Genomic DNA, 18,102 nt, shown 5'->3' on the forward strand with positions numbered 1-18,102 from the left:
TGGCTCCTCTTTGACATTGTGAATGGGTTCTTAAAATCGATGCCGTGAAGGTATCGGCTTTGAGCGACAGGCAGGCAGCGCAAGCTGCTCGTCGATAGCGAGAAGGCCGGTAATTCACTTTAACGATGGTTGGTCGGAGTTTTGCTCCGGGCAGCACATCGTAACAATCTGGCTGAGATTATAATCATCCGCACCGAGAAGGTTCGGCCGATGCTGTAATGGTGTTGGCAGGGCCCGGTAAAACCAAGCGACACTGCTCTGCCGAGTTTCGTGTCACCCGCAAGGGTGATCCAGTGTTGTTGTTGGTGGTGTGGACTCTCAAGCGTGAGGTAAGGGCAATTCGTGGATGCCTTGGCATGTACAGGCGATGAAGGACGTGGCACGCTGCGATAAGCGTCGGTGAGCTGTGAGCAAGCATTGACCCGACGATTTCCGAATGGGGAAACCCACCTATCCGATTAATCCGAGAAGAGCTGGACGACAGGCTGCGCAAGCGGTCTGGCGGATGGCTTTGCTGGGGTTAATGGGGTCAGGTATCTCTTAACTGAATACATAGGTTTCGAGAAGCGAACCCGGTGAACTGAAACATCTCAGTAGCTGGAGGAAAAGACATCAACCGAGATTCCGTTAGTAGTGGCGAGCGAACGCGGACCAGGCCAGTGCCTGAATTTCAACTAGCAGAAGTCTCTGGAAAGTGACGCCATAGCGGGTGACAGCCCCGTATGCGAAAGTGATAATTCAGGACTCGAGTAGGGCGGGACACGTGTAATCCTGTCTGAACATAGGGGGACCACCCTCTAAGCCTAAATACTCGTACATGACCGATAGCGAACTAGTACCGTGAGGGAAAGGTGAAAAGCACCCCGATGAGGGGAGTGAAACAGTACCTGAAACGGATTGCCTACAAGCAGTTGGAGGGCTTTTATGGCCTGACAGCGTACCTCTTGCATAATGGGTCTGTGACTTAATGTTTCAAGCAAGCTTAAGCCGGTAGGTGTAGGCGCAGCGAAAGCGAGTCTGAATAGGGCGACAGAGTTTGAAGTATTAGACCCGAAACCCGGCGATCTAGGCATGACCAGGATGAAGGTGCAGTAACATGCACTGGAGGTCCGAACCGATTAACGTTGAAAAGTTACCGGATGAGTTGTGTTTAGGGGTGAAAGGCCAATCAAGCCGGGAAATAGCTGGTTCTCCGCGAAAACTATTGAGGTAGTGCCTCGGATGGACACCTCAGGGGGTAGAGCACTGGATGGTTGCGGGGGTCGCGAGATCTACCAACACTAACCAAACTCCGAATACCTGAGAGTGATATCCGGGAGACAGACGGCGGGTGCTAAGGTCCGTCGTCAAAAGGGAAACAGCCCTGACCTACAGCTAAGGTCCCCAAGTCACGTCTAAGTGGGAAAGCATGTGGAAATCCCAAAACAACCAGGAGGTTGGCTTAGAAGCAGCCATCCTTTAAAGAAAGCGTAACAGCTCACTGGTCTAAATAAGGGTTTCTGCGGCGAAGATGTAACGGGGCTCAAGACGTGCACCGAAGCTTAGGGTGTGTCCCAGACTTGATCTGAGGATACGCGGTAGCGGAGCGTTCCGTAGGCTGATGAAGCGATCTGGTAATGGGTCGTGGAGGTATCGGAAGTGCGAATGCAGACATGAGTAGCGATAAAGAGGGTGAGATGCCCTCTCGCCGAAAGACCAAGGGTTCCTGCGCAAGGCTAATCCGCGCAGGGTGAGCCGGCCCCTAAGACGAGCCCGAAGGGGGTAGTCGATGGGAACCACGTTAATATTCGTGGGCCTGGTGGTGTGTGACGGATGATGTGTGTTGTCAGCTCTTATCGGATTGAGCTGGCTTCGAAATTGTTCCAGGAAATAGCCCCACCGTATAGACCGTACCCGAAACCGACACAGGTGGTCAGGTAGAGTATACCAAGGCGCTTGAGAGAAGTGTCCTGAAGGAACTCGGCAAATTGCCTCCGTACCTTCGGAAGAAGGAGGCCCTCACTGAGCGCAAGCTTTATGAGGGGGCACAGGCCAGGGGGTAGCGACTGTTTAGCAAAAACACAGGGCTCTGCTAAGTCGGCTTCAAGACGACGTATAGGGCCTGACGCCTGCCCGGTGCCTGAAGGTTAAGTGGAGGGGTGCAAGCTCTGAAATGAAGCCCAGGTAAACGGCGGCCGTAACTATAACGGTCCTAAGGTAGCGAAATTCCTTGTCGGGTAAGTTCCGACCTGCACGAATGGCGTAACGACTTCCCCACTGTCTCCAGGACATGCTCAGCGAAATTGAATTCTCCGTGAAGATGCGGAGTACCCGCGGTTAGACGGAAAGACCCCGTGCACCTTTACTGCAGCTTCAGAGTGGCATTAGGAAGGAACTGTGTAGCATAGGTGGGAGGCTACGAAGCATCGGCGCCAGCTGATGTGGAGCCATAGGTGAAATACCACCCTGTTGTTTTCTGATGTCTAACTTCGATCCATGAAACTGGATCAAGGACCCTCTGTGGCGGGTAGTTTGACTGGGGCGGTCGCCTCCTAAAGAGTAACGGAGGCGCGCAATGGTGGGCTCAGGACGGTTGGAAACCGTCTGTTTAGAGTGCAATGGCATAAGCCCGCCTGACTGCGAGACTGACAAGTCGAGCAGAGACGAAAGTCGGTCATAGTGATCCGGTGGTCCCTCGTGGAAGGGCCATCGCTCAACGGATAAAAGGTACGCCGGGGATAACAGGCTGATAACCCCCAAGAGCTCATATCGACGGGGTTGTTTGGCACCTCGATGTCGGCTCATCACATCCTGGGGCTGGAGCAGGTCCCAAGGGTTTGGCTGTTCGCCAATTAAAGTGGTACGTGAGCTGGGTTCAGAACGTCGCGAGACAGTTTGGTCCCTATCTGCCGTGGGCGTCGAAATTTGAGAGGAGTTGACCCTAGTACGAGAGGACCGGGTTGAACGTACCTCTGGTGTACCTGTCGTTCTGCCAAGAGCGCAGCAGGGTAGCTATGTACGGACGGGATAACCGCTGAAAGCATCTAAGCGGGAAGCCTCCCTCGAGATAAGATTTCTTAGGACGGTCGGAGACCACGACCTTGATAGATCGGATGTGGAAGCGCGGTAACGCGTGAAGCTAACCGATACTAATCGTCCTATTCGCGCTTGATGAGTCCCGCCATCAACAACAACCCTGGATACACCAGCGGCGTTGTCGACAAGCGGATGATCATAAGCTCGACGCCAGAATACAAAGTGCACGCATCGATTTTAAACCCAACCCTCCCAAACCCGTATCCGCCCGCTTCATTGCCTGGTGGCCATAGCGATTGTGTCCCACCCGATCCCATTCCGAACTCGGCCGTGAAAGCAACCTGCGCCAATGGTACTATCGCTCAAGCGATGGAAGAGTAGGTCGTCGCCAGGCATTGTAGCTGGCGGATACGAACAAAGAGGCCAAGAACCCATTCACATACATCCCAACCGGCCAACCCGGTCGGGACGTCAACAACACCCTGGTCATAGGTGCCACACAAGCACCAGACCAAACCCCAGTGTCGCGGGGTGGAGCAGCCCGGTAGCTCGTCAGGCTCATAACCTGAAGGTCACAGGTTCAAATCCTGTCCCCGCAACCAACCACCAGACCAAACCCCAGTGTCGCGGGGTGGAGCAGCCCGGTAGCTCGTCAGGCTCATAACCTGAAGGTCACAGGTTCAAATCCTGTCCCCGCAACCAACATTGATTTGTTCAGCCTCAAGCGCACCGGCGTTTGGGGCTTTTTTCTTGTCCGACGCCAAAACCAGCATCGTCGCCAGATCACCCTTCACCTTGGCGTGGAGAACGCCGTCCACCGGCGTCACCACCACCGCGTCGATCAGGCTGCGGATGATCCCCCGTGCTTCGCAACGTGGACCTTCTTCCTCTAGGCATTGGAGAAGGCGCTCGGCCTTGTTGCGGTAAATCTGCGCGAGACGCGGGTGAAGCAGAGCCGTAGTCATGTCTTCAGCACCGGCTGCTCGAGGACGACACCCACCTCCCCATGCACGTCAAATGCGACCGCTGCGCTCGGCCTAATCGGCAACAGCGCCTAATCGAGGGATTTGCCGTTGGCGGTGATTAAATAACAGAGTTGAACTGCGTCTCCGGCAATCGGCTGTCGTCTCTCAGTAGCGCCAATGCAGCGCTGTCTAGGAAATACGCCATGCTCCACCTCGTCGGCTCACAGGCCCTAGCTGCTCAGACATGGACGATCGCGACGTTGTTCGAGCGTCCCGCGTAGAAGTCGTTGCCGACAATCTTCACGGACACCGTTATGAAGGTGAGATCGAGACGGGCCGCATGCGGCCCGTTGCCACCGAATACCGATCTTATACTGAATACGATGATTGAGCTTAGTTGGCCCACTAGCCGTCAAGGAGGGAGGCAAGCGGATGACACGATATCCTGTCGTTGCAATCATGGTTGGGCTTGCCGCGATGCCGGCGCCGGCGTTCGCAGGGAAGGGCGGCTGGGCGAAGGCAAGCGACGCCGGGCGTAATCTGTTGGTCGTAGCAGCACTGGGCGTGCCGGCCGTGCAAAGCGACTGGCACGGCGATCTGCAGGCGGCGGAAAGCTTGGCGGCGGCGGGCGGTACCACATTCACGCTCAAAGAACTGATCCATGAGCGCCGACCCGATGGCAGCGATAACAAGAGCTTCCCGTCGGGCCATACTTCGATGTCGTTCGCTGCGGCGGCGACTCTCGAGAATCGTTACGGCTGGAAAGCCGGACTTCCCGCGCTCGTGATAGCGGGTTTTGTCGGGCTCGCGCGCGTTGAGGCGGACAAGCATTACGCCCACGACGTGCTGGCCGGGGCTGGTATCGGGCTGGCCAGCGGCTTCTTGCTGACCCACAAGCGGAGCGACCGCGTGATGCTGACGCCGTGGGCGATGCATGGCGGTGGCGGGATCGATATGGCCGTGCGGTTCTGATGATGGAGCGATCGACCCTGACCAAGGTGCCGCAGGTTACGCTCGCGTTTTGGATCATCAAGATCCTGTCGACAACGCTCGGCGAGACGGCGGGCGATGCGGTGACCATGACGCTTGGTCTTGGCTATCTCGTCGGCACCGTGATGTTCGGTTTGGCACTGATTGCATTGGTCGCGATGCAGATTCGCGCACGCGCGTTCCACCCGTTTCTCTATTGGGCGACGATCATTGCCTCCACCACCGCGGGCACCACGCTGGCCGACTTGGCGACGCGCTCGGTCGGCATTGGGTACACCGGTGGTTCGGCCTTGCTGCTTGCGTTCGTCATCCTGTCGCTCGCTGCGTGGAAGGCGACGCTGGGCACTGTATCGGTCGACAGCGTCCATGAGCCGCGGGCGGAATTATTTTATTGGGTGACGATCACGTTCTCGCAAACGCTAGGTACCGCAATTAGTGATTGGCTCGCCGATACGGGAGGCCTTGGTTATCTCGGTAGCGCGGCCGTCTTTGGCGCGGCGCTGGTATTGATCGGGATACTGTACGCCACCACCAACACCTCGCGCGTGGTCCTGTTCTGGTCGGCGTTCATCCTGACGCGGCCGTTGGGGGCAACGGTCGGCGATTTCCTCGACAAGCCGATTGATCACGGTGGTCTCGCTTTCAGCCGTCCGCTGGCGTCGCTGCTGCTGGGGCTGGCAATTGTTGCGCTGATCGTGCTGCTGCCGCAGCGTGCCGGGCGGTCCGATATCCGGTGAGCCCGGTGGCGCCGTCGAAACGCGAGTTGCCTGTAGTGGCGCTGATCCTTGTGGTCATCGCCGTGGCCGCTCGCGCACGCACGTTCGGGAACCCGGTGATCGGGTTCGATGAGCAATTCTATCTGCTGGTCGGCGACCGGATGTGGCACGGAATGCTGCCGTTCGTGGATATCTTCGATCGCAAGCCGATCGGTTTGTTCCTGATTTACGCGCTGGCGGCCGGATCGGGTTCTAAAGCCATTCTGGCATGTAAACTGCTGGCCTTGGCAAGCGTACTGGCTACGGCGCTGCTGATCTTCGGCCTCGCGCGGCGTGCGAACGGTCCGGTTGGCGCGCTGGCCGGGGCCGCGCTCTATATCCTGTGGTTGGATTTTATGGAGGGTGAGGGCGTGCAGGCGCCGGTCTTCGATAACCTAGCGATGGTTGCGGCCGCGGCGATGGTGTTGGTCGGCATCGCCCTGCAGATCAAATATAGCGTCCTTGTCGAGGGCATCTATCTGGGCTGTCTCCTGATCGTCCTGACGTGGCAGGCGGGGATACGTGGCGCGCGGCTGGCCGGATATGTGATGACGTGGATCGGTGGGGCGCTATTGCCGACGGCGCTGGCGTTCGGTCTTTATACGGCGAACGCCCATGCGGGCGATTTCGTAATCGCCAATTTCCTGTCCGTGCTCGGGCAGGAACGCGCCGGCGGGGCTGCGGAAGGCACGGCGGTGATCGCCAGTATCCTGGCGCCGCTGTTCGTTTTGCTGCTGAAGCACAAGACCTGGGTGCGAGGCGGAAACCTCTTGCATGGTCGCCGCGGAGGCACGGGCGAGCGGATTGCCGCTGATCGTACCCGACGATGGCGGAGCAGGCGATCAGTTCGTCATGGGGCAGGGGCGGCGATACCCTGCTCACGATGCGGCAGGTCTGGCCAGCGCAATCATCGATTTTCTGGCGGATCGGTCGTCACGGGCACGAACAGTCGCCATTGCCGCCGCGCCGGGTATCAGCGACATGGGCGATCATTTCGCGCATCGTTTCGGCTTATATATCGCGCCGCCGCCGCCCGGGTATCGATGGCCGCTTGATTGGAACCACGCGCGGATCAAGGCATCTGGCTGAGCGAGCGCCCTGTGAATGCTGCGCTGTAAACCGGCATGACGATTTTGGCCGTTGTCCCGACCGCGGGGACACTTTCGAGCGACAGCTCGCCACCCATGGCTTTGGTCATCCCCTCGCAGATCGATAGACCGAGGCCGGATCCACGCAGGCCGTTCACCGGTGTCGCGCAAAAACCGAACCGTTTAAAGAGCAGCTTTTGGGCCTCGGGCGGGATGCCGACGCCGGTGTCTTCGATGGTGATGGCCAGATATCTCGGCGATCGTTCAACGATGGAGATAGTGACATGTCCGCCAGTGGGCGTGAAACGGATCGCGTTGCCGAGCAGGTTGATGAGCACCCGGCTCAATTTGCATTGGTCTGCCATGACTGGCGCTGTTGCCGGGTAGGGAATGAACGATAGAGTGATGCCGAATTCATCGGCCTGCGGCGATACGACCGCCAGCGCAGCCGTAATGACGGATTCCATCTCGCAAGACTGAAGGTTCAGATCGATCAGTCCGGCGTCCAGCCGCTCCAGTTCCAGGACATCGTTCAGCAAGGTCGTCACCCGGGTCGTACTGGTTTCGATCTGCTCAACCCATCGGCGATGTGGTTGCTGGATCGCATCCCCTTTCGTCAGCAACGCTGCGTTCAATGCGACGCTGCCCAGCGGGGAGCGGATTTCGTGGACGATATCGATCAGCGCCCGTCCACGTGCTTCTTCGGTCGCGATCAGTTGATCGCGCAGCGTCAGATAGCGTTCGTTGAGGATCGTCGTTCGGGTGGCGTAGATGATGAGACCGATGATGCCCACGCCCATGCCCCAGGGTAGCGAGCGACGGCCTAGTTCGACCGACAGCATCAGGATGACGGCGGCGAGCAGCAACGGGGGAAGGTCGCGGGGGACGTTGCGGATGAGCACCCTCCACCGCGACGTCTCGCAGCTCTTCTTCGACGTCGCCCATAAATAGGCGACAAAGGCTATGTCGCCGAATACCCATTTGGCTGAATTGTCGGCAAATCCCCATCGCTCGAAGGCGATTGCGGCGAAGATGCTGGTGACGGCATAGACCGAATGCAGGATCGCCAAGGGGCCGATCAGCCGCCGTATCTCCCCTGATTGCCGCAGGTAGCTGGCGATAGCGACGATGGCGAGCGCGACATGGCCAACATAGAGGAAGCGGGAGTCGGTCTGTCGGATGTGCAGTAACGCCGTGCCTGGCCATGATAATATCGCAAGCAGCACACCCAGAAGGACAACTTGCGCCACATCTAGGCTTCGTAACCGCCACCCCTGGTCTTCACCAGACGTTGGAAGCAGCGCGATCAGAAACAAAACCTGCCGAAACAATCCGATCAAGCTAAGGAAAGGCTGGGCCGCATCGGACGGTCTCATGATCGCCGAGGTCGTCCAACTGATCGCCCAGATGGCGAACGCGGCCGTTACCAGGTGCCATCGCCATCGGTGCCGATCGACGGCCGATCGGGATGTCAGATGGACAGTGCGAGCGGCACAAAGAGCGACCAGGGCGGCGGTACCCGCCCGCATGCTCATATACTGATCGGGCCAATCGATGGTCACGGCGAGTTGTGCGGCGATGCACGCCACCGCCGCGATTATCCAGATGTGACGGGCTGTTCTCGTGGCGATCGTCTGTCTCTTCACCATCGTCGATCGTGGGTGTCGTCCCCCACGTAGACCGATTTGCGCCCATTCCGCCATATGGTTGTGAAAGATGGTCGCGATCGCGCATGGCGGACTTTCATATCCGCCCTCTTTCGTGGTTTTGCGATAACCGACACATCAACGATATTTGGTGGCGGTACTGATCAGCATGTCATGATCTTGGATCGGAACGAGGTTCAGGCTTTCGGTATCGTGCTGTGACATTCATCGCGATATCATCAGCGATTTTCAGCGGTGTAGTGATACGGCGTTGCGGCCGGTGCTGCAGCTGATGGTAAAAACTATGGCCATCGCCAAGGCTTCAAGAAGACCATTCGGGAGGGCAAAGATGGACGGACCGCAGATGGATCGCCGGGGAATCCTGACCTCGGGCCTTGCTGGCGCTGCGGCGTCGATCGTGCTGCCGGCGATCGCCGAAGCGCGCGCGCCCGGCGGCGGGGTGCTGGCCCCGCGGCCACCGATGGGCTGGAACAGCTGGAACAGCTTCGCGACGACGATCACCGAGGCACAGGCACGCGAAACCGCCGCGATCATGGCGAGCAAGCTGCTGCCGTTCGGCTACGACATCTTCACCGTCGATATTCAGTGGTACGAACCCGGCGCGTCGAGTTACGAATATAGCACTAATCCGGTGCCGGCGATGGATGGGTACGGTCGGCTGATCCCCGCGCCGAACCGCTTCCCGTCGAGCGCCGAGGGTTCCGGCTTCACCAAGCTGGCCGCCGACGTCCACCGGATGGGGATGAAGTTCGGTATCCACCTGATGCGCGGTATCCCCCGGCTGGCGGTGAAGAAGAATCTGCCCATCCTCGGCACGACGTACCGCGCTGCCGATGTCGCCGACACGAACAGCATCTGCCCCTGGAACCCGGACATGTACGGCGTCGACATGACGAAGCCGGGCGCGCAGGCTTATTACGACAGCGTTTTCAGGCTGTACGCCGGCTGGGGCGTCGACTTCGTCAAGATGGACGACATGAGCCGCCCCTACGACGCGCATGCGCCCGAGATCGAGGGCGCGCATCAGGCGATCGTCAACACCGGTCGCCCGATGATGCTCAGCCTGTCGCCGGGCGAGACGCCGGTGATCCGCGGCGATCACGTCCGTCAATATGCACAGATGTGGCGGATCAGCGATGATTTCTGGGACGAATGGGCGATGCTGGAGGCGCAGTTCACCCGGCTGGAGAACTGGAATACATGGCGCCGCCCCGGCGCCTGGCCCGACGCCGACATGCTGCCGCTGGGCAAGCTCAAGCTGGGTGAGCGCGATACGAAGTTCACGCCCGATGAACAGCGCACGCTGATGACTTTGTGGTCGATCGCCCGATCGCCGCTCATCATGGGTGGCGACCTGCGCCATCTCGATGCGCCGACGCTGGCGCTGCTGACCAACCGCGACGTGCTGGCGGTCAATCAGGCGAGCACCGATAACCGGCCGCATTTCGTGCAGGACGGCGCGCGCATCTGGTCTGCCCGGCCGGAGGGGAGCCAGGACCGCTATCTTGCGCTGTTCAACACCACCGACAAGCCCAAGGAGGTGACGATCGCCCTGCGTGATCTCGGCAAGTCGGGGTCGGTGGCGGTTCGTGATCTGTGGTCCGGTCGGGCTGCCGGCGCCGTCCGCGACCACATCACGCGGACAGTATCGCCGCATGGTGCCGAACTCTATCGGCTGACGTGATGGCGGCATCGTAACATCCACGAGCGGCTACCGCCGCTCGTGGATGTTAAGCTGTTATGGCTTGGGTGATAGCGCCCAGACAGCGGACTATGATTTGAGAAACAACGATGAGCGATGCGTTGTCGTGGGAGCCCGCCGTGCATTTTTTGCCCATCCCGAAGACTCCCCGTGTGACAGTGCACGGCTAACCTTCGGCGCCGGGATCGCCGCTGGCGTCAGATCGATACTCAACTAAAACAGTGCGATCGCGCTCGATAGTGACGTCAGGATAGCAGTTACCGATCCGCTGGCTAACCGATCGTATACGAGGAGATAGCTGCCTCAAACCGGGCATTGTGTAACTGGCGCAATCGTTCGATCTGGGCGAGCGAGGCTGACAGAATAGTCGATGGCGCCAGCGCATCGGCGCGGTGCAGGGCCAAGATCTCGTTATCGGGCAGCGAGCGCAGCGCCGCCGCATCGATCGTGTACAGGCCGGCGATATCATGATCCCCGCCATCCGCTTTCCGCACCGACAGCGTCAGCAGGCGAATGAGGCGCTTGGTGGCGTAAAGCGCGATCAGCGTCCGGGCGGCGGCGATATCGGCCAACACTTGTTCCAGCGCCTGATGCAGCTGGTCCAGCAAGGGAGCCGGACGGCCATCGACAAACAATGCCTCGCCATTGGCTCCGATCGTCGGATCGGCGGCATCAACGGCCAGCCCGGCAACACCATTCGGGTCGAGCCGAAAGCCCGTCAGCAGCGCCGCACGCGGCACGTATGTCGCCTGGAAATGGCCGCCGAACGAAAACAGATTGGTCGGCTCGATCAGTCCCAACAGGGCCACCAGGTCGAACCGCCCCGTATTCGCGTCCTTGGCGAGGCAGAGCGGCATATCCGCGGCGGCAAAGGCGATTTCTGAAAGGCCCAGTTGTACGATCTGGCGCGTCGCACCGGCCGCGTTGCGATCGAAGTGCAGAGTCCCATGATCGGCCGCGTTCAGGGGAGCGACCCGGCTCATACCAGCTGCAGGCCATGGTCGCGCACTGCGCGCAACAAATCGCGGTGGCGCGGCGCCCGGTGCAGCAGATCGGCGCGCGCCCGGTCGTTGCGCGTGACGAAGCGGCTTGCCATCGCCGCGTCGGGCGATGCGGCATCGACACGCGGATAATCGCTGGCGAATTGCATGCCGTGCAGGACGTATTGATAACTCGGCCACGAGAACACCTCGCGCGCATGATCGAAATCCTGCGGCGCCGGCGAATGATGTCGCCAGAGATCGAGCCGTTCGCGCAATCCGTCCGGGATCGATGACGCAACAGTATTGTCCCGCCAGAACGCGGTGTCGGTTCGTTTCGTGAGGACGTAGTGGAGCTTCAGGAATTCGATGATCCGCTGCCAATGGTGGCGGAACGTATCATTGAACTGGTGCGCCATCACATCCATCGCCGATCGCGTGCGCGGCAGTCGGTCGGCGATGGCATCCATCGACGTTTCGATCAGCATCAGCGCCGACGCCTCGAGCGGTTCGATGAAGCCCGCCGACAGCCCGACGGCGACGCAGTTGTTCTGCCAGAACCGTTCGCGGTGGCCGGCGTCAATGTTGATCCGACGCACGGAAAGCCCTTCGGCCCGTGGCCCGGTATAGCGGCGTAGCGCTGCCTCCGCCGCGTCGTCGCTGGTGTGCGCACTGCTGTACACATGGCCAACCCCGCGGCGCGTCCACAGGCCGATGTCCCAGATCCAGCCGGCGTCCTGCGCGGTCGAGACGGTGTGACAGGTGATGTCGTCGTCCTCGCCGCCATAGGGCACCTGCATCGCCATCGCGCGGTCCGCGAAAAGGACGTCGCTGCACCGCCGGAACGGCACGCCATAGACGCCGCCGATCAGCAGCGCGGCAAAGCCGGTGCAGTCGACGAACAGGTCGCCTGCCAGCCGCCGGCCATCGGCCAATTCGATGTCGGTGATATCTCCATTGTCGGCCATGTGCGGGCGCACCACGTCGCCCAGCACATGCTCTACGCCCAGATTGCCCACGGCATGGTCACGCAACAGGGTCGCGAATTTGCCCGCGTCGAGGTGATAGGCGTAATTCGCATGACCCGCGTATTCGGGCATCAGGATGGTCTTGGGCGCCAGCCCGGCGTCACATAGCGTGGCCTGAAAATCGACCCAGCTGGCGAAATCCGTTGCCTCCGTCGCGGGCCGATGCAGCCAGTGCGGCGCCAGATCGATCTCGGTCGCCCCGGCGGGCGGATTGAGCGGATGGTAATAGGCATCGGCCGGCGTTCCGTCCGTCCATCCGACGAAGCGGGCACCCTGTTTGAACGCGGCATCGCACGACCGGATGAAGTCGGTTTCGGTTATCCCGATCTTGGCCAACGTGTTGCGCATCGTCGGCCACGTGCCCTCGCCGACGCCGACCGAGGGTACATTGGTCGATTCGACCAGCGTGACGCGGACGCCGCTGCCGGAGCGCTTCGCCTGCGCTGCCAGCCGGCACGCGGCGATCCAGCCGGCCGATCCTCCGCCCACCACGACAACATGTTGCACCAGCCCGTCCACAGCTTCCTCTCCGGGGAACATCCCGTCCTCCCTAATGCCCCGACGGAGAATTTCTCCTGCTATTTGTGATTGTATTTATCATACAATGAATTTAGCGATCGAATTCATCTCGCCCGACCGAGGCGACGAACGATTAAACGAAGGGGAGAGCGATGGCTATCATGCAACAGGTTTCTAAGCGCCGGGCGCTGTATACGGCATATGGACTGGCCAGCGCCATGAGCGTCCTGATTGCGGTCACGCCGGCACTGGCGCAAACCCCGACCTCGACCGACCAGACTGCCGGTCAGCTGCCCCCCGCCGACTCGACCGCCGTTCTTCCCAGCCAGACCGCAGCCGATGGCGTGGGCGAAGACATCGTCGTCACCGGCATTCGCCGCAGCATCGAATCCTCCGCCGCGCAGAAGCGCGATGCGGCGGGTATCCTCGATGCCATCTCGTCGGAAGACCTCGGCAAGTTCCCCGATGCCAACGTCGCCGAATCGTTGCAGCGCATTCCCGGTGTCGCGATCGATCGCAGCAACGGCGAGGGTCAATCGGTTACCGTGCGCGGCCTGGGCCCGGCGTTCAACACCGTGCTGTTCAACGGCCGCAGCTTCGCCTCGGACAACTATAACCGCGCCTTCTCGTTCGACCTGATCCCGGCCGAACTCATCAGCGGCGCGCAAGTGTACAAGAGCACGCAGGCGCCATTGCAGGGCGGTGGCATCGGCGCCACGATCAACGTGCAGACGCCGCGTCCGCTGGCGTTGAAAGAATTCAAGGCGGTCTTCACCGGCAAGGCGCTGTATGAGAAGAACAGCGAGAAGGTTACGCCGCAGCTATTTGGCCTGCTCAGCGACACCTTCGCCGACGGCAAGCTGGGGCTGCTCGCCTCGTTGTCCTATCAGAAGCGTATCGCGTCGATCCGTTCGATCAGCACCGACGGCTATCTGACGAATCAATCCGTCGGGCCGAATGCCGCACCGCTGTTCACCAACGTCTATGCGCCCCGAAACCAGGATGTGAACCAGACGCGTGACGAGCGTACCCGTCTGGGTGCGACGGTGGTGGCACAATATGCCCCCACCGACGAACTGACCTTCACGGTCGACGGCCTGTACAACCGTTTCAAGAGCGACTCCACGACGCGGGGTCTGGGCAGCTGGTTCGAACCGTCCAGTTACACCGCGGCGACGATCGACGAGAACCGCACGATCACCTCGCTGACGACCAACGGCAACGCCGATTTTATTGCGTCGGGCGCGTTGCGCGAGACGACGACGTATGAGGCCGGGTTCAACGCCGAATGGCGACCCACCGATACGCTGCGCATGGTGCTGGATGGCACGTGGTCGCGCGCGAAGAACGCCGGCGGCGGGCAGAGCTATTTTACGGTCATCGGCACGCCGTCACAATATTCGTTCACCGGCGCGGAGGGGGGCGGCATCCCATCCACCTTCGGGTATGGAACCGGCGTGCTGTCCAATCCCGCCCTTGGCCGCACCCATATCGCCGGGATCAACGGCAACGACGTCACCGAGCGGGTCCAGGAATATCGCTGGAATACCGAATGGAAGCCGGGCTGGAACGTCGTCACCGCGTTGCGCTTCGGCCTGACCGGCACGTCGCGTAACAAGAGCAACGTGCCGATCACGTCGGACCCGAACGTCGGCTGCGTCTATTGCGGCTATTCGACGCTTGCGGATGCGTCGTTGCTGTCGCCGTTCAGCATCGGCTCGCTGGGGGCGAAGAGCGGCAATGTGCCGACGTCGTTCCTGACCTTCGATCCGGGTGCGTATTTCAACTTCCTGACCAGCGCCGCCGCGACCACGGCGCTGGATCGCGCCCGCAACCAGCCCGTCGGCACCACGGCGGCGATCTTTGCCGCCTCGAACGGCTATGCGGTGTCGCGCCAGCCTTCGGCCCGGGTCAAGGAACGCGTCTATGCAAGCTATGCCGATGTCGATCTGGAGGGTGAGGTCGCCAGCCTGCCCTGGTTCATCAATGTCGGCGCGCGGTACGAATATACCGAGCTGGTATCTGCGGGTCAGTCGCTCCAGCTGACCGACCTGATCCCGGTCACGGGCGATCCGACGACATATACCGGCGTGTTCGCGAATAATCGACAGATCATCGCGGTCGACCAGCGGTCGTCTTACAGCAATCTGTTACCCAACCTGAACGCCCGGCTCAGCCTGACGCCGACATTGCAGGCGCGGTTCGCCGCATACCGGACGCTGACGCGGCCGGCGATCGGCGATCTGGCGCCGACGCTGGACATCGGCACGCTTCGGCCGGCGACGTTGACCGCGACGGGTGGCAACCCCAACCTGAAGCCCTATCGCGCGGACAATCTTGACCTTTCGGTAGAATGGTATCCGACGCGTACCACGACGCTGTCTGCTGCGATCTTCCAGAAAACGATCGACGATTTCGTAGTGCAGACCTTCGAAACCGAACTGTTCCCGATCGCCAATGCTGGTAATTCGCAGGGTGCCCGATTGTCGGCCGGTGGGCTGATCGAACTGATCGGCGGGCAGTATTTCGGCCGGTTCAGTGTGCGCCGGCCGCGCAACGCCCAGTCGCTGCGGGTCCGGGGGCTGGAACTGAATTTGGTCCATACGCTCGACTGGTTGCCCGGTGTACTCAGCGGCTTCGGCGTGCAGGCCAACGCTACCTTCGTGAAGACTAACCGCGAATTCGACGTCGACCAGATTGGCCAATCCTTCGCGGCGGAGGGGATCGGCAACTCGCAGAACGGCACGATCTTCTACGAGAAATACGGCATCTCGGCGCGGATCGCGTACAACCGGCGTGAGCGCTTCCTCCAGACATTGGCTGGTGGCCCGGGCAACGAGCCGGTCTTTGTGCGGGATTACGGCCAGTTCGATGGCAGCGTCGCGGTGAACATCACGCCTTATGCGCAGGTTTTCGTGGAGGGCACGAACCTGTTCAATGCCAAGTACATCGCTACGGGTCGCTTCGACAATCAGGTGCTCCGATATCAGAACTTTGGACCACGCTACGACGCGGGTGTACGCTTCTCGTTCTGAGAATAAAGAGACGGGGCCGGGGCGGGATCGACGTGCGATCCCGCCCCGGTTGTACATCGATGAACACCGTCCGCACCGCGTACGAAGCCCCCTCAGCGCCGGAGAGAAGTATGCGTGGCAAGACAATCCTGATGGCGTCGGCCGTCGTCGCAGCATTCATTGGCGTCGATGCACAGGCGAAGGTGACGGCACCGGCCGGCGCGCGGATATTCCGCCTCGATGGCGCCGGTGTAACCTATGCGATGGGCGTCGACGACAAGGGTTATCTGCAACCCCTATACTGGGGTGCGCCGCTTGCCCCCGGCGATCCTCTGGTTTCGACTGACCCGGTGAAGACCGGCGATCCCGTGTTGGTGAAGGCGCCCGGCGAACTGTCGGGATTCGATCCGGCTGGATCGATCACGTTGCAGGAATATCCGGGGCAGGGCGAAGGGTTGGTCAACGATCCCGGCATCAAGACGATCTTCGCCGATGGCAATCGCGATCTGGTGCTGAAATACAAATCGCATTCGGTGCGCGGCGAAACCCTGATGATCGAACTGGCCGACATCAACCGGCCGCTGACCGTCACCCTGCGCTACACGATTGATCCCGACACCGGCGTGATCGCCCGATCCGCCTCGGTCCGCAATGGCGACAGCCGGCCGGTGCGTGTCGACCAGATCGCCTCGGCGGTGTTCACGCTGCCGGTGGGTGACGATTATCGCCTGCACTATCTGACCGGCCGTCACGCCGCCGAATGGACGAAGAAGGATGTGGCGATCACGCCGGCGCTGACGGTGCTGGAAAGCCGGCGCGGATCGACCGGTCACGGCAACAACCCGTATTTCGCGATCGGCAAGGACGGCGCGACCAGCGAGGATGCCGGCCCCGTCTGGTATGGTGCGCTGGCATGGTCGGGATCGTTCCGGGTCAGCGTCGGCCAGGACAATCTTGGCCGTATCCGCATCATGGGCGGGTATAACCCCTACGACTTCTCTTGGACGCTGAAGCCGGGCGAGACGCTGGACACGCCGGTCTTCTACGCCGGCTTTGCCAACAATGGCATGGGCGGTGCCTCACGCACGTTTCACAAGTTCGAGATCGCGCACATCCTGCCCGGCGGCGAGAAGTCGAAGCCGCGACCGGTCGTCTATAACAGCTGGGAAGCGACCGCGTTCGACGTGACCGAGGTGGGGCAAGAGGCGCTCGCCGAAAAGGCCGCCCGCATCGGCGTGGAGCGGTTCGTGGTCGATGACGGCTGGTTCGGCGCACGCAACAGCGACAAGGCGGGTCTGGGCGACTGGACGGTCAATCGCACCAAATTCCCCAATGGCCTGAAGCCCCTGATCGACAAGGTCCATACGCTCGGCATGGATTTCGGCCTGTGGGTCGAACCGGAAATGGTGAACGTCGATAGCGACCTGTATCGCGCGCATCCCGACTGGGTGCTCAACTATCCCGGCCGTCCGCGGACGGAAGGGCGCAACCAGCTTGTACTGAACCTGGCGCGCACCGACGTGCGCGATCACCTGCTCGCCGTGCTCGACAAGCTGGTCGGCGAGAATGACATCGCGTTCCTGAAATGGGATTATAACCGCAACTGGACCGAGGCCGGATGGCCGCAGGTGCCGGTGCAGGACCAGCAGCGCGTCTATGTCGAATATGTCCGCAACCTCTATCACATCCTGTCCGAACTGCGTCGCCGCCACCCGAAACTGGAGATTGAGGGCTGCTCCGGCGGCGGCGGTCGTGTCGATCTCGGCATCCTCGGCCTGACCGACGAGGTCTGGCCGTCTGACAACACCGACCCCGCCGACCGGCTGATGATCCAGGACGGCTTTACCCAGGCCTATCCGGTCGCGGTGATGATGGCATGGGTGACGGACAGTCCCAACTGGGCGAATACGCGCACGACCTCGCTCGACTACCGGTTCCTGTCGTCGATGCAGGGCGGGCTGGGCATCGGCGCCAATCTGGACAAGTGGAAGGACGAGGACTTCACGACTGCCAGCAAATGGGTCGCGGCGTACAAGACCATCCGCCAGACCGTGCAGCGCGGCCAACTGTACCGGATTGATCCGCCGGCAAAGGACAATGCGTCGTCGGCCACCATGTACGTGTCGCAGGACAAGCGCCAGGGCGTGATGTTCCAGATGCTGCATTCGTCGATGTGGCGCGACAATCCGGCGCCGAACCATCCCGAGGGGCTCGATCCCGCCCGGTCCTATGCCGTGTCGGTGCTGGGCGGCGGCGCGTTGCCGGATGGCGTGCCGGCTCGCGCCAGCGGCGCCTATTGGATGGAGCGCGGTCTGCGCGCACCGCTCAAGGGCGATTTCGTCGGCACGGCGTTCGTTTTCGAGATGAAGGACTGAAGGT

Annotated in this window: 10 protein-coding genes, 2 tRNA genes and 2 rRNA genes; 10 read left to right on the forward strand and 4 right to left on the reverse strand. The window is 61.0% G+C overall.

Annotation, left to right across the window (positions count from 1 at the left end):
* Positions 1-319: 319 nt before the first annotated feature.
* The 4 genes from ASG67_RS00020 (at position 320) to ASG67_RS00035 (ending at position 3,717) form a co-directional block, all read left to right on the forward strand.
* Positions 320-3,152, forward strand: a 23S ribosomal RNA gene (locus tag ASG67_RS00020).
* A gap of 142 nt (positions 3,153-3,294) precedes the next feature.
* A 5S ribosomal RNA gene (rrf, locus tag ASG67_RS00025) occupies positions 3,295-3,409 on the forward strand.
* 131 nt (positions 3,410-3,540) lie between these two features.
* Positions 3,541-3,617 (forward strand) — tRNA-Met (locus ASG67_RS00030).
* A gap of 23 nt (positions 3,618-3,640) precedes the next feature.
* Positions 3,641-3,717, forward strand: a tRNA-Met gene (locus ASG67_RS00035).
* On the opposite strand, the gene ASG67_RS18110 is transcribed toward ASG67_RS00035, so the two are convergent.
* Positions 3,696-3,980, reverse strand: coding sequence for a hypothetical protein (locus ASG67_RS18110; protein ID WP_082543207.1), 285 nt, complete (start codon positions 3,978-3,980; stop codon positions 3,696-3,698). The two genes, ASG67_RS00035 and ASG67_RS18110, sit on opposite strands and share 22 nt — an antisense overlap.
* A gap of 432 nt (positions 3,981-4,412) precedes the next feature.
* On the opposite strand from ASG67_RS18110, the gene ASG67_RS00040 reads away from it, so the two are divergent.
* The 3 genes from ASG67_RS00040 (at position 4,413) to ASG67_RS19300 (ending at position 6,814) form a co-directional block, all read left to right on the forward strand.
* A complete protein-coding gene (locus ASG67_RS00040; protein WP_056523584.1) occupies positions 4,413-4,952 on the forward strand; it encodes a phosphatase PAP2 family protein in 540 nt (179 codons plus the stop codon).
* Positions 4,952-5,707: a hypothetical protein gene (locus ASG67_RS00045; RefSeq protein ID WP_056523588.1), complete on the forward strand. Its 756-nt coding sequence runs from the start codon at positions 4,952-4,954 to the stop codon at positions 5,705-5,707. The genes ASG67_RS00040 and ASG67_RS00045 overlap by 1 nt, the downstream gene beginning before the upstream one ends.
* A gap of 792 nt (positions 5,708-6,499) precedes the next feature.
* A complete protein-coding gene (locus tag ASG67_RS19300; RefSeq protein ID WP_082543208.1) occupies positions 6,500-6,814 on the forward strand; it encodes a glycosyltransferase in 315 nt (104 codons plus the stop codon).
* Here ASG67_RS19300 and ASG67_RS00055 read toward each other — a convergent pair.
* Positions 6,798-8,402 (reverse strand): sensor histidine kinase, encoded by a 1,605-nt coding sequence (locus ASG67_RS00055; RefSeq protein WP_162244323.1) that lies wholly within the window; start codon positions 8,400-8,402, stop codon positions 6,798-6,800. The two genes, ASG67_RS19300 and ASG67_RS00055, sit on opposite strands and share 17 nt — an antisense overlap.
* 421 nt (positions 8,403-8,823) lie before the next feature.
* Here ASG67_RS00055 and ASG67_RS00060 point away from each other — a divergent pair, with 421 nt between their 5' ends.
* Positions 8,824-10,164 carry a glycoside hydrolase family 27 protein gene (locus tag ASG67_RS00060; RefSeq protein WP_156460583.1) on the forward strand — a complete coding sequence of 447 codons (1,341 nt, stop codon included), beginning with the start codon at positions 8,824-8,826 and terminating at the stop codon, positions 10,162-10,164.
* 290 nt (positions 10,165-10,454) lie between these two features.
* Here the strand turns inward: ASG67_RS00060 and ASG67_RS00065 are convergent, their stop codons facing one another.
* Together ASG67_RS00065 and ASG67_RS00070 are read right to left on the reverse strand one after the other, a co-directional pair.
* The gene (locus ASG67_RS00065; protein WP_056523601.1) at positions 10,455-11,165 is read right to left on the reverse strand and encodes a SapC family protein; all 711 of its coding nucleotides are present in this window, start codon (positions 11,163-11,165) and stop codon (positions 10,455-10,457) included.
* On the reverse strand, positions 11,162-12,730 hold the full coding sequence (locus ASG67_RS00070; RefSeq protein ID WP_056523605.1) for a tryptophan halogenase family protein: 1,569 nt from the start codon (positions 12,728-12,730) through the stop codon (positions 11,162-11,164). Before ASG67_RS00070 ends, ASG67_RS00065 begins: the two co-directional genes overlap by 4 nt.
* Before the next feature lie 140 nt (positions 12,731-12,870).
* Here ASG67_RS00070 and ASG67_RS00075 point away from each other — a divergent pair, with 140 nt between their 5' ends.
* Entirely contained in the window at positions 12,871-15,744 is a 2,874-nt protein-coding gene (locus ASG67_RS00075) for a TonB-dependent receptor (RefSeq protein ID WP_162244324.1), read from the forward strand.
* 110 nt (positions 15,745-15,854) lie between these two features.
* Positions 15,855-18,098 (forward strand): alpha-galactosidase, encoded by a 2,244-nt coding sequence (locus ASG67_RS00080; RefSeq protein WP_235534974.1) that lies wholly within the window; start codon positions 15,855-15,857, stop codon positions 18,096-18,098.
* Positions 18,099-18,102 lie beyond the last annotated feature (4 nt).

The sequence above is a fragment of the Sphingomonas sp. Leaf339 genome, assembly GCF_001426195.1.
In the GTDB taxonomy this organism is placed as follows: Bacteria; Pseudomonadota; Alphaproteobacteria; order Sphingomonadales; family Sphingomonadaceae; genus Sphingomonas.